This is a genomic window from Neotamlana laminarinivorans, from assembly GCF_020523925.1.
GTDB classification, from domain to species: domain Bacteria; phylum Bacteroidota; class Bacteroidia; order Flavobacteriales; family Flavobacteriaceae; genus Neotamlana; species Neotamlana laminarinivorans.
In genome coordinates this window covers 295729-322165 of record NZ_JAJAPW010000002.1, presented here as the reverse complement: position 1 = coordinate 322165, position 26437 = coordinate 295729, and the positions used below count along the sequence as shown (strand labels likewise).

Annotated in this window: 22 protein-coding genes; 9 read left to right on the top strand and 13 right to left on the bottom strand. The window is 33.2% G+C overall.

All coding sequences use genetic code 11. The features are described 5' to 3' along the window. Positions 1 to 102: 102 nt before the first annotated feature. On the top strand, positions 103 to 1113 hold the full coding sequence (locus tag LG649_RS05185) for a helix-turn-helix transcriptional regulator (RefSeq protein WP_226541834.1): 1011 nt from the start codon (positions 103 to 105) through the stop codon (positions 1111 to 1113). Here the strand turns inward: LG649_RS05185 and LG649_RS05180 are convergent. The 10 genes from LG649_RS05180 to LG649_RS05135 all read right to left on the bottom strand — a co-directional run bounded on the left by LG649_RS05180 (position 1092) and on the right by LG649_RS05135 (position 14016). After that, positions 1092 to 2003 carry an ABC transporter ATP-binding protein gene (locus LG649_RS05180; protein ID WP_226541832.1) on the bottom strand — a complete coding sequence of 304 codons (912 nt, stop codon included), beginning with the start codon at positions 2001 to 2003 and terminating at the stop codon, positions 1092 to 1094. The two genes, LG649_RS05185 and LG649_RS05180, sit on opposite strands and share 22 nt — an antisense overlap. Positions 2004 to 2077: 74 nt before the next feature. Beyond that, positions 2078 to 3514, bottom strand: coding sequence for a TolC family protein (locus LG649_RS05175; protein ID WP_226541830.1), 1437 nt, complete (start codon positions 3512 to 3514; stop codon positions 2078 to 2080). Next, the gene (locus LG649_RS05170) at positions 3507 to 6755 is read right to left on the bottom strand and encodes an efflux RND transporter permease subunit (RefSeq protein WP_226541828.1); all 3249 of its coding nucleotides are present in this window, start codon (positions 6753 to 6755) and stop codon (positions 3507 to 3509) included. The genes LG649_RS05175 and LG649_RS05170 overlap by 8 nt, the downstream gene beginning before the upstream one ends. A 22-nt stretch (positions 6756 to 6777) precedes the next feature. Beyond that, positions 6778 to 7860 carry an efflux RND transporter periplasmic adaptor subunit gene (locus LG649_RS05165; protein WP_226541826.1) on the bottom strand — a complete coding sequence of 361 codons (1083 nt, stop codon included), beginning with the start codon at positions 7858 to 7860 and terminating at the stop codon, positions 6778 to 6780. 150 nt (positions 7861 to 8010) lie between these two features. Continuing rightward, a complete protein-coding gene (locus LG649_RS05160; RefSeq protein ID WP_044631475.1) occupies positions 8011 to 8406 on the bottom strand; it encodes a hypothetical protein in 396 nt (131 codons plus the stop codon). Positions 8407 to 8487: 81 nt separating this feature from the next. Next, positions 8488 to 10614, bottom strand: a complete 2127-nt coding sequence (locus LG649_RS05155) for a prolyl oligopeptidase family serine peptidase (RefSeq protein WP_226541824.1) — start codon at positions 10612 to 10614, stop codon at positions 8488 to 8490. Between the two features lie 77 nt (positions 10615 to 10691). Then, positions 10692 to 11681 carry an aspartate-semialdehyde dehydrogenase gene (locus LG649_RS05150; protein WP_226541822.1) on the bottom strand — a complete coding sequence of 330 codons (990 nt, stop codon included), beginning with the start codon at positions 11679 to 11681 and terminating at the stop codon, positions 10692 to 10694. Between the two features lie 116 nt (positions 11682 to 11797). Further along, complete coding sequence (gene mscL / locus LG649_RS05145; protein ID WP_226541806.1) at positions 11798 to 12199, bottom strand: large-conductance mechanosensitive channel protein MscL; 402 nt, start codon at positions 12197 to 12199, stop codon at positions 11798 to 11800. 67 nt (positions 12200 to 12266) lie between these two features. Beyond that, positions 12267 to 13373 carry an alanine racemase gene (alr, locus tag LG649_RS05140; protein ID WP_226541804.1) on the bottom strand — a complete coding sequence of 369 codons (1107 nt, stop codon included), beginning with the start codon at positions 13371 to 13373 and terminating at the stop codon, positions 12267 to 12269. After that, positions 13357 to 14016, bottom strand: coding sequence for a thymidine kinase (locus tag LG649_RS05135; protein ID WP_226541802.1), 660 nt, complete (start codon positions 14014 to 14016; stop codon positions 13357 to 13359). The genes alr and LG649_RS05135 overlap by 17 nt, the downstream gene beginning before the upstream one ends. A 104-nt stretch (positions 14017 to 14120) precedes the next feature. Between LG649_RS05135 and LG649_RS05130 the strand changes: the two genes are divergently transcribed. The 3 genes from LG649_RS05130 to LG649_RS05120 all read left to right on the top strand — a co-directional run bounded on the left by LG649_RS05130 (position 14121) and on the right by LG649_RS05120 (position 16044). Beyond that, positions 14121 to 14834 (top strand): hypothetical protein, encoded by a 714-nt coding sequence (locus LG649_RS05130; RefSeq protein ID WP_226541800.1) that lies wholly within the window; start codon positions 14121 to 14123, stop codon positions 14832 to 14834. Between the two features lie 175 nt (positions 14835 to 15009). Next, positions 15010 to 15681, top strand: coding sequence for a 16S rRNA (cytidine(1402)-2'-O)-methyltransferase (gene rsmI, locus LG649_RS05125; RefSeq protein ID WP_226541798.1), 672 nt, complete (start codon positions 15010 to 15012; stop codon positions 15679 to 15681). A gap of 18 nt (positions 15682 to 15699) precedes the next feature. Continuing rightward, positions 15700 to 16044, top strand: a complete 345-nt coding sequence (locus tag LG649_RS05120; protein ID WP_226541796.1) for a HopJ type III effector protein — start codon at positions 15700 to 15702, stop codon at positions 16042 to 16044. Between the two features lies 1 nt (position 16045). On the opposite strand, the gene LG649_RS05115 is transcribed toward LG649_RS05120, so the two are convergent. Next, positions 16046 to 16816 carry a toxin-antitoxin system YwqK family antitoxin gene (locus LG649_RS05115; protein ID WP_226541794.1) on the bottom strand — a complete coding sequence of 257 codons (771 nt, stop codon included), beginning with the start codon at positions 16814 to 16816 and terminating at the stop codon, positions 16046 to 16048. Between the two features lie 134 nt (positions 16817 to 16950). Between LG649_RS05115 and LG649_RS05110 the strand changes: the two genes are divergently transcribed. Continuing rightward, on the top strand, positions 16951 to 17961 hold the full coding sequence (locus LG649_RS05110) for a dipeptide epimerase (protein WP_226541792.1): 1011 nt from the start codon (positions 16951 to 16953) through the stop codon (positions 17959 to 17961). Positions 17962 to 17967: 6 nt separating this feature from the next. Beyond that, a complete protein-coding gene (locus LG649_RS05105) occupies positions 17968 to 18993 on the top strand; it encodes an aminotransferase class I/II-fold pyridoxal phosphate-dependent enzyme (RefSeq protein ID WP_226541789.1) in 1026 nt (341 codons plus the stop codon). 47 nt (positions 18994 to 19040) lie between these two features. Here the strand turns inward: LG649_RS05105 and LG649_RS05100 are convergent, their stop codons facing one another. Both LG649_RS05100 and LG649_RS05095 read right to left on the bottom strand, forming a co-directional pair. Beyond that, positions 19041 to 20522: a SusD/RagB family nutrient-binding outer membrane lipoprotein gene (locus tag LG649_RS05100; protein WP_226541786.1), complete on the bottom strand. Its 1482-nt coding sequence runs from the start codon at positions 20520 to 20522 to the stop codon at positions 19041 to 19043. Positions 20523 to 20536: 14 nt separating this feature from the next. Continuing rightward, a complete protein-coding gene (locus tag LG649_RS05095) occupies positions 20537 to 23725 on the bottom strand; it encodes a SusC/RagA family TonB-linked outer membrane protein (RefSeq protein ID WP_226541784.1) in 3189 nt (1062 codons plus the stop codon). Positions 23726 to 23852: 127 nt separating this feature from the next. Between LG649_RS05095 and LG649_RS05090 the strand changes: the two genes are divergently transcribed. The 3 genes from LG649_RS05090 to LG649_RS05080 are packed head-to-tail and all read left to right on the top strand — an operon-like array spanning position 23853 to position 26354. Further along, on the top strand, positions 23853 to 24602 hold the full coding sequence (locus LG649_RS05090; RefSeq protein ID WP_226541782.1) for a DeoR/GlpR family DNA-binding transcription regulator: 750 nt from the start codon (positions 23853 to 23855) through the stop codon (positions 24600 to 24602). Continuing rightward, positions 24602 to 25882, top strand: a complete 1281-nt coding sequence (locus LG649_RS05085) for a D-alanyl-D-alanine carboxypeptidase/D-alanyl-D-alanine-endopeptidase (RefSeq protein ID WP_226541780.1) — start codon at positions 24602 to 24604, stop codon at positions 25880 to 25882. Before LG649_RS05090 ends, LG649_RS05085 begins: the two co-directional genes overlap by 1 nt. Before the next feature lie 49 nt (positions 25883 to 25931). After that, a complete protein-coding gene (locus tag LG649_RS05080) occupies positions 25932 to 26354 on the top strand; it encodes an OsmC family protein (RefSeq protein WP_226541778.1) in 423 nt (140 codons plus the stop codon). Positions 26355 to 26437: the final 83 nt, after the last annotated feature.

The following is a 26437-nucleotide window of genomic DNA, read 5'->3' as shown; positions in this document are numbered from 1 at the left end:
AAATTTTTGTTTTTAACTCATTTTTTTATTGAATAAAATAAACTACGCAAAATGATTGCGTAGAAATTAATTACCTTTATTTCAGTTAAAAATTAGAGTAATATGGCTGTAAACAAAAACGCATTAATTCGCTATAAAACCATTGATAAATGTCTGCAAAATAACTACCGACAATGGACGCTTGACGACTTAATTACCGCTTGTTCTGATGCGCTTTACGAGTATGAAGGTAAAGATGTAGATGTAAGTAAACGTACTGTGCAGTTAGATATACAAATGATGCGTAGTGATAAGCTTGGATATAATGCGCCAATAGTGGTTTACAATCGAAAATTTTATAAATACGACGATTCAGAATACAGCATTGTAAACATACCTGTAACCGACAAAGATATTAAGGTAATGAACGAAGCTATACAAGTTCTCAGGCAATTTAAAGATTTCTCGTTGTTTAAAGAAATGGATGGGGTTTTGCAACGTTTGGAAGACTCGGTTTATGCTTCTCAAAAAAATAATCGCGCCATTATTCATTTAGATAAAAATGAACAATTAAAAGGTTTAGAGTTTATTGATGTTATTTATAACGCCATACAAAGCAAAAAAGTGATTAGTGTTTTGTACAAATCCTTTTCAGCAAGAAGTTCGAGCGAATTAAAAGTACATCCGCAGTTATTAAAAGAGTATAATAATCGGTGGTTTTTATTAGCATCTTATAACCAAAAAATGATGACACTAGCTTTAGATAGAATATTAAATATTGAAGTAGAAAATGATTTGGAATATATTGATTTAAAAATTGATGGCGATGTGTTTTATAAAGAAGTTGTTGGTGTTACAGTATTAAATTCTAGAGCGCAACGCGTGCAATTTTGGGTCGACAAAAAAAACGCGCCTTACGTAATTACAAAACCGTTTCACCCTACGCAACGTACTATCGAAACCAGAGAAGATGGCACCGTTTTTAATATTTTAGTGCAGCATAATTTTGAATTAGAACGCCTTATTTTAGGGTTTGGAGAAAGCATTGAAGTGTTAAAACCAAAAAAATTAAGAGATCGTATTTTAAAAAAACTGAAACAATCGGTTAAAAATTATTCTGAAATGGATAAGTAAATTTCTGAGTCTTTTTCTAACGCAGTTCTATGCTCGAAAAACACTTTTTCACCATTTAATTCAGCTTCAATTAAATAATAACTTCCCTTAAAATAGCTGGTAATTACTTTTGCTTTTAAATTAGAGTGCTCAACAACTTTTAATTGATTGGCGTAAATAATTTCATTATTTATAACATTAAACTCGCCAAAAAAAGAAGCGATTAATGGTGTTTTTGGGTGTTTGTATAAAGTTTCAGGCTTTCCGGTATCTAAAATTTCATTGTTGTTTAAAACCATCATAGTATCGGCAAAACCTAAAACGTCGTCTTTATCGTGTGTAGCAACAATACAAGAGATGTTTTTATCCTTTAAATATTTATAAACGCTACGACGTAAACTTTGTTTTTTAAAATTATCAATGTGACTAAAAGGCTCGTCTAATAAAATAATTTCGGGTTGTTTTGCTAAGGCTCTAGCTAATGCTACACGTTGTTTTTGCCCACCAGAAAGTGTTTTAACTTTTACGTTGGCAAAATCTTCAAGCTCTACAACTTTTATAAGTTCTTGGGTGCGTTGTTCTTTTTCTTCTGGAAAAAAGCGCGATAAATGTTTTCCAATATTTTCGGCAACAGTTATGTAAGGCATTAAATCGAATTCTTGATGCACGTATTTCATAAATTCGTATCCAATAACTAAGTTGTATTTTGGTCCTAAAATTTCGGTGTCTTTCCAGAAAATTTTTCCTTCATTTAAATCAAATTCACCATAAATTAGGTTAAGTAAAGTACTTTTTCCGGAACCACTTTCACCAATAATAGCTAGGTTTTCACCCATTTTAACATTAAAAGAAATGTTTTTTAAAATAGGAGATTTATTATAGGAAAAAGTAAGATTTTTAACGTTTAGCATAGTTGCAAAAATAACATAAAAAAACCGCTCAAAATATTTCGAGCGGTTTGAAAAATAGAATTAATTGAGAGAAATTAATTCCATCCTCCACCCAAAGATTGATATAATTGGATATTTGCTATTAATTGGTCTTTTTTTGTTTCTATAATTTCCATTTTAGAATCTAGTGCTTCACGTTGTGTTAGCAATACCTCTGTATATTCTGCTCTTGCCGATTTAAACAAGCGGATAGAAAGATCGATGGCTTCGGTTAAACTATTTACCTGGTTTTCTTTTAATCGATAACTTTCCTTTAGATTTTCAACTTTAGATAAGTGATTAGACACTTCTATAAACGCATTTAAAATGGTTTTTTCATAATCAAAAATGGTTTCTAATTGCTTATTATTAGCTGTGCTATATGCTGCTTTTATAGCATTTCGGTTTATTAACGGAGCAACCATATCGCCTACCAACGAATAGGCTAAAGATTCTGGTGTGTGTGTTAAAAACTTAGGTTTGAATGCTTCAAAGCCCACACCAGCGCTTATACCAACCGACGGATAAAAATTAGCTCGAGCAATTTTTACATTAAGTTTAGAAGCTTCTAACTCTAACTCAGCTTGTTTTATATCTGGACGTTGCGTTAGCAGTTGCGAAGGAATACCAGTTAAAACAGGGTTTATTTGTTGTTCTAAAAATGTATCTGAACCTCGTGTTACGGGTTGCGGATAACGACCGACTAGGTAATTAATTAAGTTTTCGGTTTCTATTATTTCCTGCTGAATATTATACTTATTACTTTGGTTTTTATAAACATCGGCTTCAAAACGACTTACGGCAAGCTGTGTTGTTCGTGCAGCTTGTTTTTGTAGCTTAACCATTTTTAAAGCATTTTGCTGAATATTTAAATTTTGCTCGATAATGGTAAGTTGATTATCAAGCGCCATGAGTTCATAATATGCACTGGCAATTTCTGAAATTAGTTGGGTAACCATAAAATTTTTACCTTCAACTGAAGCTAAATATTCTAGAACAGCAGCTTTTTTTTCGTTTCTAAGTTTTTTCCAAATGTCTAACTCCCAAGAGGCCGATAAGCCTATTGTGTAATTGGTTAAAGGTTCTGGAAATGCTTCATCTTCACGAATGTTTAAGTTTTGCTCAACAGCACCATCTCTGGTGTATTCCCCAACTTTGTCTAAATCTGCAGCGGCAAAAAAGTTTACAAAAGGTAAATATTCACCTTTTTTAGCTTTAATGTTGTTTTGTGCTATTCCAATTTTTTGAAGCATAATATTTAGCTCTTGGTTATTGGTTAAGGCAGTATCTATTAAAGCAATTAAATACGGATCTTTAAAAAAATGTTTCCAAGGTATTTTAGCTGTATTTGTAGTATCGTTTGCGGCATTTTTATACTGTTTTGGAGTGCTTTTATTTACCTCTCTAATATTTTTAGTTGGCACACACGAAAACATGCCAATTGCAATAAAGCAACTTAGACAAAAGCCTTTATATGTTTTTAAATTAATCATTAGTCTTGTTTTTTCTAAGTTTTTTAATTAATTGTTTTAGCTTATTTATTTGTGTTGTGTTTGCTTGCGTTTGGTTCTCGGTTTCTCGAATTCTAATAAATTCCTCAGAAAGCGGTTCGTTTACTTCGTCTTTAATTAAACTTTTACCCTCGGCCATTTTAGCAAAAATGTAGTATAAACCAGGAATAACGAGTACCCCAAAAAAGGTTCCTATAAGCATACCTCCTAAAGATGAGCCTCCAATGGTTCGGTTACCAATAGCACCTGCTCCTGTTGCTATTATTAGCGGAATTAATCCTGCAATAAAGGCAAAAGAAGTCATTAAAATAGGGCGGAAACGAGCTTTGGCACCTTCAATTGCGGCTTCTAAAACCGTTGCGCCTTGCCTTTGTTTTTGTACTGCGTACTCTACAATTAATACCGCATTTTTACTAAGTAAACCAACTAGCATTATTACCCCAATTTGAGCATAAACATCGTTAGCTAACCCCATTATTTTTAGTAAAAAGAAAGAACCAAAAACACCTACCGGTAAAGAGAAAATTACAGCTAAAGGCAGCATAAAGCTTTCGTATTGTGCGGCCAAAACAAAGTACACGAATACTAGTACAACTATAAAAATGTAAATAGACTCGTTACCTCTTTTTGCTTCGTCGAATGATAAGCCTTCCCAAGCAATATCGTAACCTCTAGGTAGTTCTTGAGCAGCCACTTCTTTAATGGCATTTATAGCATCTCCACTTGTAAAACCTGATGCTGGTAAACCTCTAATTGAAGCAGAATTGTATAAGTTGTAGCGAGTAATTTCGTTTGGACCAAGCTTTTTTTCAACACTCATGAATGCCGAATAGGGCACCATTTCACCTTCTTCATTTTTAACAAAAAGCTTTTCTAAATCTGAGGGTAAACGTCTGTATTCTGGTCCGGCTTGAGTATATACTTTAAAAAAACGTCCAAAACGAATAAAACCTTGCTCGTAAGTACTACCAATTAAAATATTAAGGTTTTCCATAGCTTTACTTATAGTAACACCTTTTTGCATAGCAATTTTATTATTTATTTTTAATTCGTATTGCGGATAATTTGCCGAATAAAACGTGAATAATCCAGTTATTTCTTTACGTTTAGATAGAGCATCCATAAACTTACTGTTTATGTCTTCGAACTTATGATAATCGGTAGAGTTGGTTTTATCGAGCAAACGCATTGCAAAACCACCCGACGAACCAAAACCTGGAACTGCTGGTGGCTCGAAATATTCAATTACGGCACCTAAATCTTTGGTTTCTTCTTCTAATTCTTCCATAATCTCATGAACAGAATGATGACGTTCGGACCATGGTTTTAGGTTAATTAAACATGTACCTGCGTTCGATCCGCGACCTTCCGTCATAATTTCGTAACCTGCTAAAGATGATACCGATTCAACACCTTCAGTTTCTTCACAAATTTTTTGAAGTTTACGTGCAACTTCATTCGTACGCTCTAAAGTTGCTCCTGGTGGTGTTTGGATTATAGCATAAATCATCCCTTGATCTTCGTTTGGAATAAATCCGGCAGGTAATACTTGATTTGTAAAAAATATACCAGCACAAAATGCGGCTAAAATTGCGAAGGTTACTATACGTCTTGCAACAATTTTGTTAAGAATTTTTACGTATTTACCTGTTAATTTTTCAAAACCACGGTTAAACCAGTCTATAAATCTATCGGCTAACGATTTTTTCTTTTTACCATGATTATTTTTAAGTAACATGGCACATAACACAGGTGTTAGTGTTAGTGCTACAAGAGCGGAAATTAAAATAGCACCTGCCATTGTTATAGAGAATTGACGGTAAAATACACCTACAGGCCCTGTCATGAATGAAATTGGAATAAAAACAGAAACCATTACTAATGTTATGGCTATAATGGCGCCACCTATTTCACCTAGTACTTCTTTAGATGCTTGATACGGACTTAAATGTTTTTCGTGCATTTTTACGTGTACGGCTTCTACAACTACAATGGCATCATCTACCACAATACCAATAGCTAATACCAAGGCAAATAGTGTAATTAGGTTTATAGATAACCCAAAAATTTGCATAACAAAAAATGCGCCTACTAAAGACACCGGAACAGCAATAATTGGAATTAAAGTTGATCGCCAATCTCCTAAAAAGATAAATACCACAAATGCTACTAAAATAAAAGCATCACGAAGTGTATGTATTACTTGTTCTATGGAAGCATCTAAAAAGTTTGATACGTCGTAGCTTATATTAAAATCTACATTTGGTGGTAATTCTTCTTTTAATTCATCTAATTTTTCTTTTACTGCATCAATAACGTCGCTACCGTTACTTCCAAAAGTTTGTTTTAGTACTATAGATGCTGAAGGTTTACCATCTAAATTCGAATAAATATCGAAAAACTCAGAGCCTAATTTTACATCGGCTATATCTTTTAAGTTTACAATCTCGCCTTCTTTGTTTGCACGAATAATGATGTCTTCGTATTGTTCGGGCTCGTTGTAGCGGTTTTGGTATGTTAAAACATATTCTAAAGATTGAGAGGTAATTCCCGAGCTTCTACCTAAACGGCCAGGTCTTGCCAAAATGCTTTGCTCTTCCATGGCTTCAAGCACTTCTTCGGCCGAAATGTTATAGGCTCGCATTCTATCTGGTTTTAACCAAACACGCATAGCGTATTTTCTACTACCTAAAATTTTGGCACTTGCAATACCATTAATTCGTTGTATTTCTGGAATAATTTTAGTGTATGCATAGTTGTATAAGAACTTTTCATCGTTGTTTTTATCTGAGCTAGACAGGTTAACGTACATTAACATACTAGGTTGTATAGGTGTAATTATAACACCTTCGCGTTGAACAAGTTCCGGCAATAATGGCATAACTTGGTCTACACGAGTTTTTACACGAACCACAGCTTGATTGGGGTCCGTGCCGGGTTCGAAAATAACTCTAATGGTAGCTTCGCCAGCACTTGTGGCATCAGATGCAATATAGCGCATACCTTGTACGCCATTAATAGCCGTTTCTAATGGAATTAGTGTAGAATTTACTAAAACCTCGGAACTTGAACCAGGGTAAGCAATAAAAATGTTTACCGTAGTTGGTGCAATTTGAGGGAATTGCGATATGGGTAATTGTTTAATGGAAAGCCCACCAACAAATAATATAATTACCGAAATGACAATAGCCAAAACGGGACGTTTTATAAATTTTTTAAACATGTTTTTGTAGATTAAATTCTAATTATTCAGCATATAAATCCAATTCGGCAAGCACTTGGTTTGGCTCTAAGAATTTGGTGTGAATTTTTTCGTTGTTTTTAACCATACGAATACCTTCAAGTAAAATGGTATCGGTTTCGGTTAAGCCATCGTTAACTACAAAAAGGTGCGGTAATTCGGCACCAATTGTAATTTCGCGTTGCTTTACAACATGATCTTTATCTATTACAAAAACATAGGTTTTATCTAAAATTTCGAAGGTGGCTTTTTGTGGAATAATGACAACATTTTTAAAAGGCACAGTCATTAAAACACTGCCTGTTTCGCCATGTCTTAAAATACCGTCTGGGTTAGGAAAAGTTGCTCTAAATGCAATATTTCCAGTTTCGCTATTAAATTCACCCTCAATAGTTTCAACAATTCCTTTTTGGTTAAAGCGTTTGTTGTTGGCCATTAAAAGCTCTACTTCTTTTTTCGAGTCTTTATCAGCACTAGTTATATAATCCAAATATTCGGCTTCAGGCACGTTAAAATACACCCACATTTTACTGTTATCAGATAATGTTGTTAGCAGTTCGCCTTCATCAAGCAAGCTGCCTTCACGTACATGTAGGTGGTCCATAATACCATTAAAAGGAGCTTTAATTGTAGTAAACCCAAGATGAGTTTGTGCAAGAACAACTTCAGCTTTAGCTTTTAAAAAATTTGCTTCAGCTAACGATAATTCATTTTCTGAAACAACATTACCATCAGCTAAAAGTTGTGTGTTTTGTAGTTCTATTTCGGCTGCTTTGGCTTCGGCTTTGGCCATTTCTAATTCGGCTTGATAAACATTTGGCATAATTTGGAACATAACCTGCCCCTTTTTTACATGTTGTCCCTCGTCTACCTCAATGTTTTTTAAATATCCTTTTTCTAAGGCTCGAAGTTCAATGTTTCGAATTGAGTGAATTTGACTTACATAATCTTTGGTTATAGAGGTGTCTTTTTTTATGGGGTTTGTTACTAAGAACGCAGTATGTTCTTCTTTTTTTTCTTTTTTATCATGGCAACTTGTGAAAATTATAAGCACAAGAAGGCTCATGAAAAGGAATCCTTTTTTCATAATTTTTTGTTTGAAATAAATGGAGGTTAATGTGATTTTTCAGCTAACGATACGCAAAAGTGCTGATAACTAAATAGTTTGATTATAAAGTTTTTACGTGTAATAAATGTTGTGTAAATCGAAGTTGTATTGATTTACAGAAGAAAAAAATCAAATTATGAAAACCTGAAGCCTCACATGAAGTTTGGTTGAAGCTTTGTCTTGATACTTTTTATTATAATAAGATGCTTTTTGAGATTGTTTTACCTCGTTAAAAGCAATAAATTTATAAACTTCATTTAAGAAATTATGAAATGACGTTTGATAATGTTTTGAAGGAGATTCTTCGTTTTCAATTTCATCAACTTCTACAGTTTCAAAAACTAAATTACTAGTATTTCTATGATGTCGCGAACTTAATTCAACGTGCTTATTTGCCGATATTTTTGAGGACTGGTTATAAATATAGGCCTGTGAATGAGATGTGTTATTAGCATGTAAATTGCTAATTCCTGTGAAGAATAGCAATGCTAAAACCGAAACATATTTAAAAATGTTTTTACTCATAATTGAATACAAAGCTATAGTAATGCTATTTTACCAACAAAAAAATTAGCTAAAAATTAACATTGCGAGTTTATTAAAAACTTATTCTGATACAGAAAGTCCCATGTTATAGAGGGTAAAGCCAAAAATATCGGCATATTGTTCAATAGTTTTACTTACAGGTGTACCAGCACCATGGCCCGCATTGGTTTCAATACGAATTAATATAGGGTTTTCGCCTTGTTGCTTATTTTGTAATTCTGCTGCAAATTTAAAACTGTGCGCAGGTACAACTCTATCATCATGATCGGCAGTTGTTATTAAAGTTGCAGGATATGTAGTTTGTTTTACGTTGTGTACAGGAGAATATGCTTTTAAATATTTATACATTTTTTCGCTATCTTCTGCTGTACCATAATCGTAAGCCCAACCTGCACCAGCAGTAAAGGTGTGGTAGCGTAGCATATCTAAAACTCCAACAGCGGGTAATGCTACTTTTGCTAAATCTGGGCGTTGTGTTATTACTGCACCAACAAGCAAACCGCCGTTAGAACCACCGCGTAAGGCTAAATATTCTGAGGAAGTATATTGGTTAGCTATTAAGTATTCCGCGGCAGCGATAAAATCATCAAACACATTTTGTTTTTGCATTTTTGTGCCTGCATCGTGCCAAGCTTTACCATATTCGCCACCTCCACGTAAATTAGGTACAGCATAAATGCCGCCTTGCTCCATCCATACTGCCATTGCGATACTAAATGCAGGGTTTAAACTAACATTAAAACCACCATAACCATATAAAATGGTTGGGTTTTTACCGTTTAGTTCAATACCTTTTTTGTGAGTAATTATCATGGGTACTTTAGTACCGTCTTTTGATGTGTAAAATACTTGTTTGCTCTCGTAAGCATTGCTGTTAAATTCTATAGATGGTTTCCAATAAAGTTCTGTTGCACCAGTTTCTAAATTAAGCTTGTAAATATTTGAAGGCGTATTGTAATTGGTAAATACAAAGTAATCTATAATTTCATCTTTTTTGCAGCCAAAACCAGCGGCACTACCAACCCCAGGAAGCGTAATTTCTCTAATTAATTCGCCGTTGTAATTGTATTGTTTTACGCTTGAAATGGCATCAACCATATATTCTGCGATAAAATATTTACCAGCGGTTGCTACCGACAAAACATTTTTGGTTTCTGGAATAACATCTTCCCAAAATTCAGGAGTTGGGTTGGAAGTATTAACTTTTACTAATCGCTTATTGGGTGCGTTTAAGTTTGTAACTAAATAAAGTGTATTATCCTTGTTGTCTATAATATTCGTGTTACTATCTGTATGGTTTAGAATAGTAATAAAATCGCTGTTAGGTTTGGTTAAATCTTTAATAAACAATTTGTTTCCCGTGGTGGAAATTTTTGGTGCAATTATTAGGTACTTGTCATCTTGGGTTACACCGGCGTAAATGTAACGGTGTTTTTGGTTAGGTGAACCACCATAAATAAGTTGATCTTGTTGCTGGGGTGTACCTAGTTTATGGTAATATACTTTATGCTGATCTGTTTTAGCAGAAAGCTCGCTACCATTTGGTTTATCGTAGCTTGAGTAAAAGAAGCCTTCGTTTTTATACCAAGATATTTGAGAAAATTTAACATCAATAATAGTGTCTTCTACAACGGTTTTAGTTTCGGTATTTAGAATGACAATTTTTCGCCAATCACTACCACCTTCTGAAATAGAATAAGCTAAAATACTACCGTCTTTAGAAAAACTTAAATCGCCAAGGGAAACAGTACCATCTTTTGAAAATGTGTTTGGATCTAGAAATAATTCTTCGTTACCATTACTATCTGTTCTATAAATAACGCTTTGGTTTTGTAACCCGTTGTTTTTGTAAAAATAAGTGTAATTACCTTCTTTAAAAGGAGCGCTTATTTTTTCGTAATTCCAGAGCTTTTCAAGGCGATTTTTTATGTTTTTTCTAAACGGAATTTTATTAAGATAGCTAAACATTACAGTGTTTTGCGCCTCAACCCAAGCAGCTGTTTCGGTACTCATATCATCTTCTAACCAACGATATGGATCTTTTACGGTTTCACCAAAATAGGTATCTATAGTATCAACGGTTTTGGTTTCAGGGTAATTCACAGCTGTTGTTTTTTTAGTTTTATTTTGTTGCTTACAAGCCACTAACAATAATAGACTTAATATGGAAATTGAAAATCTTTTCACGATCAGATAGTTTTACCAAAAATAAAAAAGCTCCTACATATTGTAGGAGCCTTTAACAAACTTTTATTGAAATTGTATTATACTAATTTATTTTCAACAAGGTATTCTGCTATTTGAACAGTGTTGGTTGCGGCACCTTTACGAAGGTTATCAGCAACAATCCACATGTTTAAAGAGTTTGGTTGTGTTTCGTCTCTACGAATACGTCCAACAAAAACCTCATCTTTTTCGTGTGCAAAAATTGGCATTGGGTAGCTGTTTGTAGCGGTATTGTCTTGTACAACAACTCCTGGAGTTTCGCTTAATAATTGACGAACTTCGGCTAAATCGAAATCGTTTTCAAATTCTACATTAACAGATTCGCTATGTCCACCAGCAGTAGGAATTCTAACAGCTGTTGCAGAAACAGAAAATGTTTTATCGTCCATTATTTTTTGTGGCTCTCTGGCCAATTTCATTTCTTCTTTTGTGTATCCGTTATCTAAAAACACATCGCAATGTGGTAAAGCATTTCTACCAATAGGGTAAGGGTATGCCATTTCGCCTTCAACACCAGCAATTTCGTTTTCTAATTGGCGTACGGCTTTTACACCTGTACCAGAAACCGATTGGTAAGTTGAAACTACAACACGTTTCATTTTATATTTTTTATGTAACGGATTTAAAGCCATAACTAACTGAATTGTAGAACAGTTTGGGTTGGCAATAATTTTGTCTTCTTTTGTTAATACAGAAGCGTTAATTTCTGGAACTACTAATTTTTTAGTAGGATCCATTCTCCAAGCCGAAGAGTTATCTACAACAGTTGTACCTGCTTCAGCAAATTTTGGAGCCCATTCTAAAGAAGTATCTCCACCGGCAGAAAATAATGCAATATCTGGTTTCATAGAAACAGCGGTTTCTAAACCAACAACGGTATAATCTTCACCTTTATAATTTAGTTTTTTACCAACAGAACGTTCTGAAGCTACAGGAATTAATTCTGTAACAGGAAAATTACGTTCAGCAAGAACTTTTAGCATCACTTCGCCTACCATACCAGTGGCACCAACAACAGCTACTTTCATTTTTTTAATGTTTAGTTTAAAATGTGGAGGCAAAAATACATAAAAAAAGACCTTATTTAATTAAAAATAAGGTCTTTTAACAACAAATAACAGGTTGTTATTTATTAAACTTTATGTTATTTTTTTAACAAGTCTCTAATTTCAGCAAGTAAATCTTCTTGACTAGGTCCTGCAGGAGCTTCTGGAGCTGGCTCTTCTTTCTTCTTTAATTTGTTAACACCTTTTACAACCAAGAACATTACAAATGCAACAATTATAAAATCTAAAACATTAGTAATAAATTGTCCGTGCTCTAAATAAACTTCGCCTACCATTTCTCCAGCTTCGTTTAATTCTCCATCTTGTAATTTCAATCTTAAATCTTTAAAGTCTGTATCGAATAATAAACCAATTAGTGGAGATACAATTCCTCCAGTAAAAGATGTAACTACTTCTTTAAAAGCAGCACCCATAACAAAACCAACTGCAATGTCTATAAGGTTACCCTTCATTGCAAATTCTTTAAACTCTTTTAACATGATAAAAATTTTATTAATAGTTAGTGAGCGACTAAATTAAATAAAATATTTAAAAAAATGTTAAAATTTAATATAAATACACGCGTTTAATGCGTTGTGAGAGGGATGTTAAAATTTCGTAAGATATAGTATTTGCGGTTTGTGCAAATTTTTCAGCAGTATTATTTGGGCCAAAAATTATAACCTCATCGCCTTCATTACAATCTATTTCGGTTACATTTACCATAATCATATCCATACAAACATTGCCTATTATTGGTGCTTTTTGGTTATTAATTATTACGTACCCTTTTTCGTTACCATATTGCCTACCAATACCGTCGGCATGCCCAATAGGTAAAGTAGCTGTTTTTAAAATGCTATTACTAATATAGCCACGATTATAGCCAACAGAATCTCCTTTTTTTAAAGTGTGAATTTGCGAAATAATAGTTTTTAAAGTGCCTATTGGTTTTAAATTTTGATTTTCTTTTACGGAGTTACCATAACCATAAAGGCCAATGCCGCTGCGCACCATATTAAAGTGTGCTTCTGGGTAGTTTAAAATACCAGAAGTGTTACATAAGTGTAAAATTGGTTTGTAACCAATTAAATTAGACAGCTTATCTGTAATAGTTTTAAAACTATTTATTTGGGTTAGTGTAAAAGGTTTTTCATTTAAATCTTCGCTCGCTGCCAAATGTGAAAATATCGATTTTACTTTTATAGCATCTGTTTTTTTTAAGGTTTCAGCTAAGTAAGATGTATCATTTACAGAAAACCCCAATCTATTTAATCCAGTATTAAATTTAAGGTGTACTGGGTAATTAATTAATTTTTCATTTTGTGTTAATTCAATAAACTGGTTTAAAATTTTACGACTGTATAAATTAGGTTCTAGTTTGTATTCTATAAGTGAATTAAAGTTTGTTGCTTGCGGGTGTAACACTAAAATAGGTGTTTTTACACCAGCGTTTCTAAGTGTAACACCTTCGTTAGTGTAAGCAACTGCAAAATAATCTATACCTAAATTTTCAAGATATTTAGCAAGTTCTTCAGCATTATTACCATAGGCGTAGGCTTTAACAACTGCTAAAAATTTAGTGTTTTTTTGTAGTTTAGATTTTAGGTAATTAAAATTATGTTGTAGTGCTTTTAAGTCAATTTCAAGCACTGTTTCATTTGCTGTCGGCATTAGTGTCTTTAGAATTAGAAGTCGGTATTTCCTCTGGGTTGTTTACCTTTATATTACGAATTTTATCACGCGACATGGCTTTGTAATAAGCGGCTCTACTAAGTGGTTCGTATTCTTCAACTTCACCTAAAAGCACTAAATTATCGCTTTTGGCTTTTCGGTAGCTGTATTGGGCTAAATTACCAGTTCTAGTGCAAACAGCATGAACTTTGGTAACATATTCTGCAGTAGCCATTAAATTAGGCATTGGCCCAAAAGGATTGCCTTTAAAATCCATATCTAATCCAGCTACAATAACGCGAATGCCTTTGTTAGCTAAATCGTTGCAAATACGCACAATTTCGTCGTCAAAAAATTGGGCTTCATCAATACCTACAACATCGCAGCCATCGGCCAGAATAGGAATGTTGGCCGCGGCAGGTACAGGCGTAGATCGAATTTCGTTAGAATCATGAGAAACCACCATTTCTTCATCGTAACGCACATCAATAGCAGGTTTAAAAATTTCAACCTTTTGTTTTGCAAATTGTGCACGTTTTAATCGGCGAATAAGCTCTTCGGTTTTACCAGAAAACATGGAACCGCAAATAACTTCAATCCAACCAAATTGTTCTTTATGATTTACTGTATTTTCAAGAAACATTTTGTAAATTTAACACTAAAACAAATCGAATTTTCGTTTGTATAAAGGTGGCGCAAATTTATTAAAAAACAAAAACCTGTTAATAACAATTAAAAAATAAAATAATGAAGAAGAAGTTAGAAGCTGAACTCATTAGCATTGCACATAAAATATTAAAACTTAAAGGCAGAGAGGATGTAAAAAAAATGCACGAACAGGTCGCTGTGTTGTATGAAAAACTTTCGGTTTTAAAGTTTGCCGAAGAAAATGCCGAAGCAGGCATGCCAAGTATAGGTAGCAATTCATCGTTTTTTGGAATGTTAGATAGTGCTTTTAATAACAAAATAAGCGATAGTATTGAGGTTGAAGATAAGGTTTACATAAAACTGGAAGACGAAGAAGATAACAAAGACGATATTATGGAGCACGCCATACACAAAATAAAAGATATGGCAACGCTAATGCCAGATAAAATAGATGAACCTGTTGCAAAACCAGATTTCGACGAAATTACAGCAGGTTTTAAAGAAACCCCAGTTTTCGAACCAGTAACAAAAGCAACAAGTAGTGTTTCGTTTGAAAAAAAATCGTTAAACGATAAATTAAACATTAATAAATTAAACATAGGTTTAAACGATAAAATAGCCTTTATAAACAAACTATTTAACGGTAAAAGTGAAGATTACGATCGGGTAATTTCGCAATTAAATACCACCGAAACCTTTACAGAAGCCCAACAGTTTATTACAACAATGATAAAGCCAGATTATAATAATTGGCAGGGAAAAGAAGAGTTTGAAGATCGTTTTTTAGAAATAATAGAAGCTAAATTTAATTAATTTTTGGGTGTTACCACGCTTTAAACGCTATCGCGAGCGCGGTCGTGCTTTACGTTATATCTTTTTTTATTATTTGTAATACATTTGTGCTTATAAGCATTATCCTATGTTTTAGGTTTTTTATATAATTAAAGCTTATTTAATAAAAAAAGGATGCCACTACAATCACTAACAAATGAGTAAACTCTACATTGTGCCTACACCCATAGGTAATTTAAAAGATATTACCTTTAGAGCCATAGAGGTTTTAAAAGAAGCCGATTTAATTCTGGCAGAAGACACTAGAACTTCAGGTAAACTCCTAAAGCATTTCGAAATTTCAACTCATATGCAATCACATCACATGCATAATGAGCATAAAACGGTTGAAAATATTATTCAAAAACTAAAAACAGGAACAACCATTGCTATAATTAGCGATGCCGGAACACCGTGTATTTCCGATCCTGGTTTTTTACTTTCAAGAGCATGTATAGAAAATAATATAGATATTGAGTGCTTACCCGGAGCAACAGCATTTGTGCCAGCTCTTGTAAATAGTGGTTTACCAAACGATAAATTTATTTTTGAAGGCTTTTTACCAGTAAAAAAAGGAAGGCAAACGCGTTTAAATTTACTAGCCGAAGAAACACGAACCATGATATTTTACGAAAGCCCACATAAATTAATAAAAACGCTTGGGCATTTTTGCGAATATTTTGGCGAAGATAGGCAAGTTTCTGTATCTCGCGAGCTTACAAAAATGTTTGAAGAAACCATACGTGGCACAGCAAAAGAAGTTTTAGAGTTTTATACTAACAAGCCGCCTAAAGGAGAAATTGTTATTATTGCAGCTGGAAAAAAATAATTAAATATTCAAATTGTAATGAAAATAGAGACTTTTAAAACGAAACTAAAAAACAATCCAGAAGCTATCGATTTTTCTGAAACCATGGAAACTATTGAGGCTAACTATAATTTTACACCAACAGCTTTTATAAATGGAGATTTACAAAACGAAGCAGGTCAAAACTCTGGGTCTTGTAAATTATTTGCTTTTGCAAAAGCACAAGAGTTAACTAAAGAAGAAACTTTAGCCTGTTTTGGTAAATATTATTTCGATGAGGTTTTAAATGACCCAACAGGAACTGGGCACCAAAATATTAGAAATTTTATGAAAACCGGATTTGAAGGTTTAGTTTTTAAAGGAGAAGCTTTAGTAGAAAAATAATTTAAAAATACCCAAAGTACTTTCTGTACGTTTCAATTTCTTCAGGGTTAGTTTTTAAATTAACCCTTTTTATTTCGTTTTTATTTTCATCTAATTCAATAATTTCAGGATTTTCGTTATTGGTAATTATTCGTAAAAATTTTTCAAGAGAGCCATCCTCATTATAAAATTTAACAGCTTCAAAATTATCGTAAGTTGATGAAATTTTTTCAACAACAATTTTACCAGCATTAATAGTTTGTGTTATTTTTAAGCCATCATTAATAAACATCTGAGATTCAATTTCTCCAATTAAATTATAAGATACAGACTCTATAACTTCTTCTTTCTTTATTTTAGATTTAGTATGTATTTGTCCATTATTAAAGTATAAATATGATGTGCCATAAAGTTTATCATTTTTATAATTATTAAGTTTACTTAAAGTTCCGTCTGGTAAAAAAAAGCGTTCTTCACCATGCTTTTTACCATTGGAATATGTGGTTTTTGAGTAGGCTTTTCCGTTAGGGTGATAAATAATATATTCACCTTTTAATAAGCCATTATCAACTTCAAACTCTTCCCATTTATTTAGTTTATTTCCAACTATATAATAGCCATTTAAAGGTTGTCCAGTATCGCTATTGTAGTAAGCGTTTAAGCCATTTACAGAATTAACAACGTAGAAATTTCGTTTAACTAGTTTAAAACCAGTTTGGTTTTCTTTTTTAGTATTTTTACAATAGATAAACGCAATAAATAAAATATAAAGAAGTGGTTTTATAAATTTCATGCAACAATTTAAAAAAATTATTTATTGTTGAAACCTTTTTCTAATAGACATATAAAAAAACAGAATCTATTTAAATTGAAAGTAATTTCATTTATAATTTCACTACCTTAACTACAAATTAAACTAATTAATTTATGCAGGTTATTTTAAAGCCTTACAAGTTAAAATTAAAACATACGTTTACAATTTCTAGAGAATCTCACGATGTGCAACCATCATTAATTGTGCAATTAAATAGTGGTAGATTTACTGCGCTAGGTGAAGCCACTTCAAACCCGTATTATAACATTACTGTAAAAAAAATGCAAGACGATATTATGGTGTTAATACCAGAAATAATATCTAATAAAAACAAAACACCAGAGGAATTTTGGGAAATTTTTTATCCACATTTAAAAAACAACATGTTCGCACTTTGTGCTCTAGATTTAGCATTCAACGATTTGTACGCCCAAAAACAAGGCAAAAAACTTTACGAGCTTTGGGGTTATAATACAGAAAATAATCCGTTAACCGATTATACTATTGGTATTGACACCGTAGATAAAATGGTTGCTAAAATGAAGGAACTGCCTTGGCCCATTTATAAAATAAAACTTGGTACTAAAGAAGATATTAAAATTGTAACCGAACTACGCAAGCATACAAATGCCGTTTTTAGAATTGATGCCAATTGCGGTTGGACGGTAGATGAAACCATAAAAAACGCTATAGAGCTTAAAAAACTTAGGGTTGAATTTTTAGAACAACCTTTAAAAGCAGACGATTGGGAAGGGCATAAAAAAGTTTTTAAAACATCGGTTTTACCTGTAATTGCAGACGAAAGCTGCCAAATAGAAGCCGATATAGAAAAATGCCAAAACCATTTCCATGGCGTAAATGTAAAATTAGTAAAATGTGGCGGTTTAACACCTGCACGACGCATGTTGCAAAAAGCAAAAAACCTAGGTATGAAAACCATGGTGGGTTGCATGACAGAATCTTCGGTTGGCATTTCTGCCATAGCACATTTATTGCCTCTGCTAGATTATGTTGATATGGATGGTGCGTTATTACTTTCTGAAGATATTGCAAAAGGCGTTACTATTACAGATGGTGTTGTAAATTACAGCGATAAAAACGGAGTTGGTGTTACATTAATTTAAGTTAAAATGAAGGTAAACCAGTTTCCTGATAGGCTTATAAATATTAAAGGAAAAGACTATTTGTATTTTGGTGGTACCGCATATTTAGGATTACCAACACATACAGAGTTTCAAAAGCATATAATTAATGGTTTGCAAAAATGGGGATCATTTTATGGAAGCTCAAGAAGCTCAAACATAAAACTTTCTATTTTTGATGAGGTAGAGGTTTTTTTTGCCGAACAAATAGGTGCAGAAGCTTCGGTTACAACATCGTCTGGAACTTTAGCAGGCAAATTAGTTTTAGAGCATTTTTCTAAATTAAATTATTCGTTTTATCATTACCCAAAAACGCATCCAGCGATTTTACATCATAAAAGTTTGCCTTTATTTCAAGAGGAAAAGTTACACCCTAATTTGCTAAATAATACACCTGAAAATATTGTAATAACTGCCGATGCTATTTTGGGATTAGAGGTTGAAGCTACACTTTTTAATCTTCTAAATAAAATTTCTAAAACAAAAAAAGTAACACTTATTGTTGATGAATCTCACAGTTTAGGAATTGTAGGCGATTTAGGAAAAGGTATATTTGGTGGTATAAATAATAAAGTGTTATCTCGTAAAATTATGGTGTCTTCTTTAGGAAAAGCCTTAGGGTTGTCGGGAGGAATTATTGCCTCAGATCAAGGTTTTATTAAACATATTAAAGAAGAAGCGCTTTTTGTGTCGTCGTCGTGTGCTAACCCAGCGTATTTTGATGCGTATTTAAAATCTCAAGACATTATAAAATTTCAACAAGATAAATTAAAAGCAAATTTGAATGTTTTATTTAAAGGCTTCAGTCCTTCAGTAAAACTTAAATTCAATAAAAACTACCCGGTAATTTATTCTGAAGAGGAAACCTTATACAACTACTTATTTGAGGAAAATATAGTAATAACAAATTTTAAATACCCAACTTATAAAAATTTAATGAGCCGTATTGTTATTACAGCAAACCATACAGAGCAAGATTTATTAAAATTGAAACATGTTTTAAGTAGAAAATAAAAACCTCAGAAAATTGCTGAGGTTTTTATTATTTTGGGTTTAATTAATTATTCAAAAAGCCAAATATCAACAATTGATGAGCTCTCGTCGTAAGTTATATTTTCGTTAGAATCGGTTTCAGATAATGGATAAATTGAGCGTCTAAACCATTGCCCGCCGTATTCGCTAGCATCAGCATCTTCTTCTAAACGTAAATCTAAATCTTTAAAAACATCTGCAGAGAAATTATAACGACGCATATCGTTGTAAGTTTCAACATTATGAATATTTGCAATGTATTTTTCTTTCATGATATGATTTAACATTAAGCCATCAACACCAACAGCAACGGCAGTATCTGCCATATAATTTGTGCCATCAACACCAATTTCATCCATATTTGCACTAATTCCGGCTAAATATGCGTTGTAAGCATCGATTGAACTTCCCACACTTGTAGTTGTTCCGCCGTTTGCTAAAAATTCAGCTTCAGCTTTAATAAACATAGCTTCAGCATAAGTTAAAAGTATTAAAGATGAAGTTGCACTAGTATGGTAGCCACCATCTTTATAGTAAGTATTTGCCGGTTCACCATCTGATGATTCACCTGTGCCACCATTCATAAAACCTCTCCAAGGGTCGCCATCTTCTCCTTCGTTTTCAAAAATTTCGGGTAATCTTGGGTCAATTTCAACAACACCGCTTTCAAATGGATATGTTGTTCCGTTCATTATACTAATTAATTGATCGTTAGGTGCGCGGTAAAAATTTGATGTTGCTCTTGCTAATACATTTGTAGAATAGTAAGGGTTTAATTCGCCTTCAGGAAATTCTAATACTACATTATCGTCGTTTGAAGCTAAACCATTATCTATTGAAGCAATAACATCTGCAGCTGTTGCGCCACCAGTGTTAATTAATTTAAGTTGCATACGCGCTTTAAAAGTGTAAGCTGCACGAAGCCATTTATCGAAATCGCCATCGTAAAACAAATCTTCTGTTCCCATGGTAATTTGCGAGTTGTCTGTGCCTTGAAGGGCTGCAATAGCCTCGTTTAATAAATCGAGAGCTTGGTAGTAAACGGTTTCGCCATCATCTAAACTTGGATAAGGGTATATAAAAGGATCTCCAGTTTCAGAATATGGTACATCGCCCCAATTTTCTACCGCTAAGCTTAAATTTACAGCTTCAAGAATTTTAATAACTGCCATATAATAAACAGCTTCTTGCTCTTCGGCTTTGCTTTTTAAAACTTCAATATTTGGTAAAGCTTCTGTATAAATATTAGACCACGTTGCTGAATTACTTGTTAACCCTACAGATCCATAACCATACGAGCCAAAGTATTGTGTGTAATTACCATAGGTTAGCTCTGAGTAATAGAATGCATATACGGTATTAAACATTACAGGGCCTATAATGTCCTTCATGTCTAGGGCATCTTCGGTTTGTGCACTCGAAGGTTTATTTACATCTAAATAGTCGTCGCAACTATAAATTCCTGTAGTTATTAAAACTAAAAGGAGTATGTTTTTTATTGTGTTTTTCATAATGCTTTCTTTTTTTAAAATCCTACAGTTAACCCAAATGAATAATTCTCGGTTAAAGGAATTCCTCTACCAGTAAAACCGTAAATGTTGCTTCCTGCAGAGTAGTCACTTCCTTCAGGATCGAAACCATCAAAAGGTGTCCAAACTAAAATGTTATTTACGTTTGCACTTAATTCGAAACGACTTAAGTGTAGTCTTTCTAAAATTGAATTATCAATGCTGTAGGTAAAGCCAAGGCTTCTAATTTTTACCCACGATGCATCTTGTAATAAGTTATCTGCAGTTCTACGTCCGTAGTTTGTCCAGTTAAACATTCTATATCCAGTTACAGATTCTGGAGAAAAGTCTGCTACCACTGTGTTAGGAATGTAAGAACCTGCATTGTCTGGGTCTTCAATTACACCATCAAATAAATATTGACCATCACCTTCTCTGTATTGCATAGTAAATTCAGATTGTCCCATGCGGTTTAAAATGTAACGTTGCCAAGAGTATTTATCGCCACCTTTTTTCCATTCGAACATAAAGTTAAATCGAAAGTTTTTCCATCTTATATTACTACCTAAACTCATTATAAAATCTGGAGTAGCATCTCCTACAATAACACGATTTTCATCAGTTATGGTTGTGGTTGGCAAGCCAATTGTGGAATCTATAATAAGTTCTCCATCGTCGGTTCTATCATAATTATACCCGTAAATAGCACCAATATTATCACCTTCTTTAGGTTGTAAATATAAATAGGCACCTGTAAGATCGCCAGAAAAGTTAATGTAAGGTACATCATCGGGCAAATCAACAACTGTTCCTTGTGTTTTAGAGAAGTTGTACGTTAAACTTATATCTAAATCTGTAGTTTTAATTAAATCGCCACTTATTAAAAGTTCATGTCCTTCGGTTTGGTATAAGCCAGAGTTTCTACGAATTGATGTTACTGATGTTGAAGGCGCTGTGTTTGAAGCGAAAATAGCATCGTGAATATTGTTTTTGTAATAAGCATAATCTAACCTTAAGCGGTTTTGAAAGAATCTTAAATCGGCACCATATTCCCAACCTTTTGTCATTTCTGCTTTAAGGTCTGGATCGGCAATGGTTTTATCGGCTATATATCCACCTGTTCCCGCCCATGGGAAATTAGCATCTGGGTAAAAATAGTATCCGGTTTGTCCAAATGAGGTATCGTTACCAACTTGAGCGTAAGATACTCTAAGTTTACCAAAACTAAATACATCGTTAGCACCAAATAAACTTTGAATATTATAAGCTAAACTTACTGAAGGGTAGAAATAGGAACTGTTTTCTACAGGTAATGTTGAAGACCAATCGTTTCTTCCAGTAACAGAAAGGAATATTTTATCGTCGTAATCTAATTTAAGTTCACCAAATAAACCAACTGTTCTTGTTTGAGCAACATAATTTGAAATAGAAAAGTTTTCTTGAGCGTTACTCATATGATTAAAATGCGGAATATTTAGGTTTTGACCATACATTCTATAAGATGTTCTTTTAAAATCTCTAACCGAGTTACCAACGAGTAAAGAACTTGATAGTTTTTCGGTGATGTCTTTAGTAAATGTAGCCAATAAGTTAGACTCTAATCCCATAAAATCATAAACCTGATCTACTATAAAACCATTTACTTGAGATCCTGAATCTAATTCTGGTGGCACAAAACGATTAAGAAAAGTTGTGTAATTATCAATTTGAGCTGTGTAGTTTAAATTGAACCACTCTTTTGGTGTCCAGTTTAAATTTATATTACCTAACCATCGGTTTGTGTCTTCGGTTAAACCGCTAATGTAAGCGTTATATTTTGGGTTATCAATCCAACCAGGATAAGGGTTTCTTGCAGAACCATCGGCATTTAAAAAATCGTTTATTGGAAAAGTTGGGGACCAATACCCTAAAGCACTAATTATAGATTTATCGCCACCTGTAGGTTTCCTAGCATCCGATTTGGTGTACATAACCGATGTGTTAATTTTAAATTTATCTGTAACTTGATAACCAGCCTTAAATCTTAATGCTGTTTTTCCAAAATCGGTAAATGGAATAATACCTTCAGATCTTGTATTTGCAGCAGAAAAATAATAGTCAATTTTTTCAGAGGCTCCAGAAATATCAAAATTTATATTTTTGTTTGTTCCGGTTTCAAACAATTCATAAGGGTCGTAAAATTTATCGTTAGATAAGTCATATGTTTCACCGTCTTGTAAAATGGAATCATCGGTATATCTTACACCCCAGTTATATGGTCCAGAACTAGATGTTCCAGAAATGTATTGGTAACCAGATTGTGTGTCTGGTAAATAAAGGGTGTTGGTTTCGCCGTAAATGCCTTGCCTAAAAACTTTTTGTAATTCTGGAGCTTTTGTTACTTTACTTACGCTTGTTGAAACACTTAAATTAATTTTTGGTTTACCTTGTTTTCCTTTTTTGGTGGAGATAACAATAACACCATTTGCACCAGCGCTACCGTATAATGCTGTTGCAGCGGCACCTTTTAATACGTTAAAGCTTTCAATATCATCGGCGTTTAAGTCACCAATTCTACTAGCAAATGAAAACTGTTCATTGCTTCCCGAAGCGTTAGATCCGGCTGCTGGTAAAATGTCTCCCGAAAAAGTATCGTTGTTTAGGGTAACGCCATCCAAAATTATAAGTGGTTGATTATTTTGGGTAGGGTCCATGGAAGACATGCCACGAATAAGTATATCTACACCACCACCTGCAGTTCCTGAAGGGTTGCTAATTTGTAAACCTGCAACTTGACCTTGTAAAGCTAAAATTGGGTTCGTGTTTCCGGTTAAATTTAAGTCGTCTGTTTTTACTTGTGTTACAGAGTAACCTAAAGATTTTTCTTTCTTTTTAATGCCAAAAGCAGTTACTACAACTTCGTCGAGGGCATCGGTTCCTTCAGTTAAACTTATGTTTAATGTAGTTCCTTCTACGGTTGCTTCTTTAGTTTCAAATCCTAAAAAAGAAAAAACAAGAACATCGCCTTGTTTTGCCGAAATACTGTAAAGACCATCAAAATTGGTTGATGCCCCTAAGTTTGAGTCTTTAATTTGAATATTCACACCAGGTAACGGCACGCCAGAGGCGTCTGTAACCTTACCGCTAACAGTAATGCTTTGAGCATATAAAAAACTAAAAGTGGTTGTGAAGAAAACAAGAAAAGTGAGGGTCGTTTTTTTCTTCATATAAGTTGATTTATGAGTTAATTGTCTCTCAAATATAAAAAATTAATGCATTTTTTTGCGTGTTTATGCGTTTTTATTGCAAAATTTATTTGAAAATCGGATATTTATAAAAAAATTCTTAATAGTTATGTTAAAGCAGGAACGCCATAAATTAATTCTGGATAAGTTAAAAATGAGTAAAAAAGTATTATCCAAGGATTTAAGCGGTTTACTTTTTGTTTCTGAAGATACTATTAGACGAGATTTAAAAGAACTTGAGGTTAAGGATTTAATTTATAAAGTTCATGGGGGTGCATTATTAAAAGAAAGTCGTGTTCGGTCTTATGATGAGCGTAGTACCTCAGATATAGAACAAAAGAAAAAAATAGCCATAAAAGCCGTACAGCTTATAAAAAACGGGCAGGTAATTATAATGAGTGGTAGTTCTACTAACTTAGAGTTGGCTAAAATAATTCCGCCAAAAATAAACGCAACCATTTATACATATAGTTTACCAATTGCTGTCGAGTTATCTCACCATCCATCGGTTGAGGTAATTTTTATAGGAGGTAAATTAAATAAAGAGGCTCAAGTTACCGTTGGTATAGATGTAGTAAAACCCATTTATAATATTAGTGCAGATATTTGTTTTATGGGAACAGATGGTATAGACCTTTCTCGAGGTTTAACCGAACCAAATTGGGAGGTTTCTAGAATAAAAAACAGTATGATTGAAACTTCAAATTATGTAGTTGTAATGTGCGTAAGTACAAGAATTAATTCTGTTAAAAGGCATTCGGTAGTGCCAATAAATAAGGTAGACACCATTATTTCAGATATTAATCCAGATAATGAAATTTTTGATGCTTTTAAAGCAGAAAAAATAAATATTTTATAATGATTTGGTATCGTTTACAAAGTGTAATTATTTTAAGTCTTGTTTTTTTAAGTTTAACAAATTGCAAATCGCAGCGTATTAAAAATAACATAACGAATAAGCTTGAAACGCCTTTCTATAACAATCAATTTACGGGCTTACTTGTTGTAAATGCTAAAAATAGCGACACCGTTTTTAGTTATAACGCCAGCAAATATTTTACACCAGCAAGCAATACCAAAATTTTTACATTGTATTCGGCATTACAGCTTTTGCCAACCTATATTCCTGCATTTAAATATAAAACAGAAGGCGATACTATTACTATTCTAGGTACTGGAAATCCAACGTTTTTGCATCCTTTTTTTAATGATAGCACCGCTTTAAAAATGGCTAAAAATTATAAACATGTAAAATTGATTTATAATAATTTAGATGATGAAAAATTTGGTCCTGGTTGGGCTTGGGAAGATTACGACACTTATTTTAGTCCAGAGCGAAGCAGTTTTCCTATGTACGCCAATGTTGCAACAATTAGTAAAACCGATAGTTTGCGGGTTATTCCCCAAGTTTTAAGCCAAAATGTAACAGAAGTGTTTACTCCCAAACGCCGAAATTATAACGATAACATCTTCTATTACAACAAAAAAAATCAAGATACTATTGAAGTTCCTTTGGTCATCGATTCTACTTTAATAAAACAACTTTGGCAAACCATTTATCCTAATAAAATAACCTTTGTAAAAGCATCAAATAAACCATTCGATCAGGTAGCTTACAGCAACATTGCATCAGATTCATTATATAAGCGCATGATGGAAGTAAGCGATAATTTTCTGGCCGAACAAATGCTTATCATGGCATCATCTACATTGTCCGATACCTTAAGTTCTCAAAAAGCGCGAACGCATATTTTAAAATATCAGTTAAATGATTTAAAACAAGAACCACGTTGGGTAGATGGCTCTGGATTAAGCCGATATAATTTGTTTACACCAACATCTTTTGTTCAAGTTTTAACTAAATTATATAACGATATTCCTCAAGAACGACTGTTTAATTTATTTCCTGTAGGCGGAAAAACTGGCACTTTAAAACGGTATTATAAAGGCGGTAATGAGCCTTATATTTATGCTAAATCGGGAACGGTTGGTAATAATTATTCTTTAAGCGGTTATTTAATTACCAATTCTGGAGAAACACTTATTTTTAGTTTTATGAATAACCATTACAGGAAATCGACGGTTGAGGTAAAGCATCACATGGAATCGGTATTCGAATGGCTTCGCGATAATTATTAAATTAACTTTATAAGTAGTATTTTTGATGTTTATTGAAATACTACAAAAAATGGCAAATCATATTACAACAACCTGGTTGGGCGACATGAAGTTTGAAAGTACAAACCCATCGGGACATAATTTATTTATTGATGCAGGCGAAGAAAACGGAGGCAAAGGCGAAGGTTACCGTCCAAAAGCACTTATGCTATCTGGTTTAGCGGGTTGTTCTGGTTTAGATGTGGCCTCGTTAATAAAAAAAATGAAGCTTGAAGTAGACGATTTTAAAATTGAAATCGAGGCTAATTTAACCGAAGAACACCCAAAATATTACGACAAAGTTGCCATGCATTTTCACTTTACAGGCAGTAACTTAAACGAAAAAAAGCTTCAAAAAGCAGTCGATTTATCTATTGAAAAATACTGTGGTGTAATGGAAATGTTTCGTCAATTCGCCGAGTTAGATATTCAAACTCATTTTCATAATAAATAGTTTAATTGTGGTTTCTTTTAGTCAATTTCTGAAAAGAAACCAAGCAAATTAATATCGATAAGTAACCCCTGAAACTTAAAATG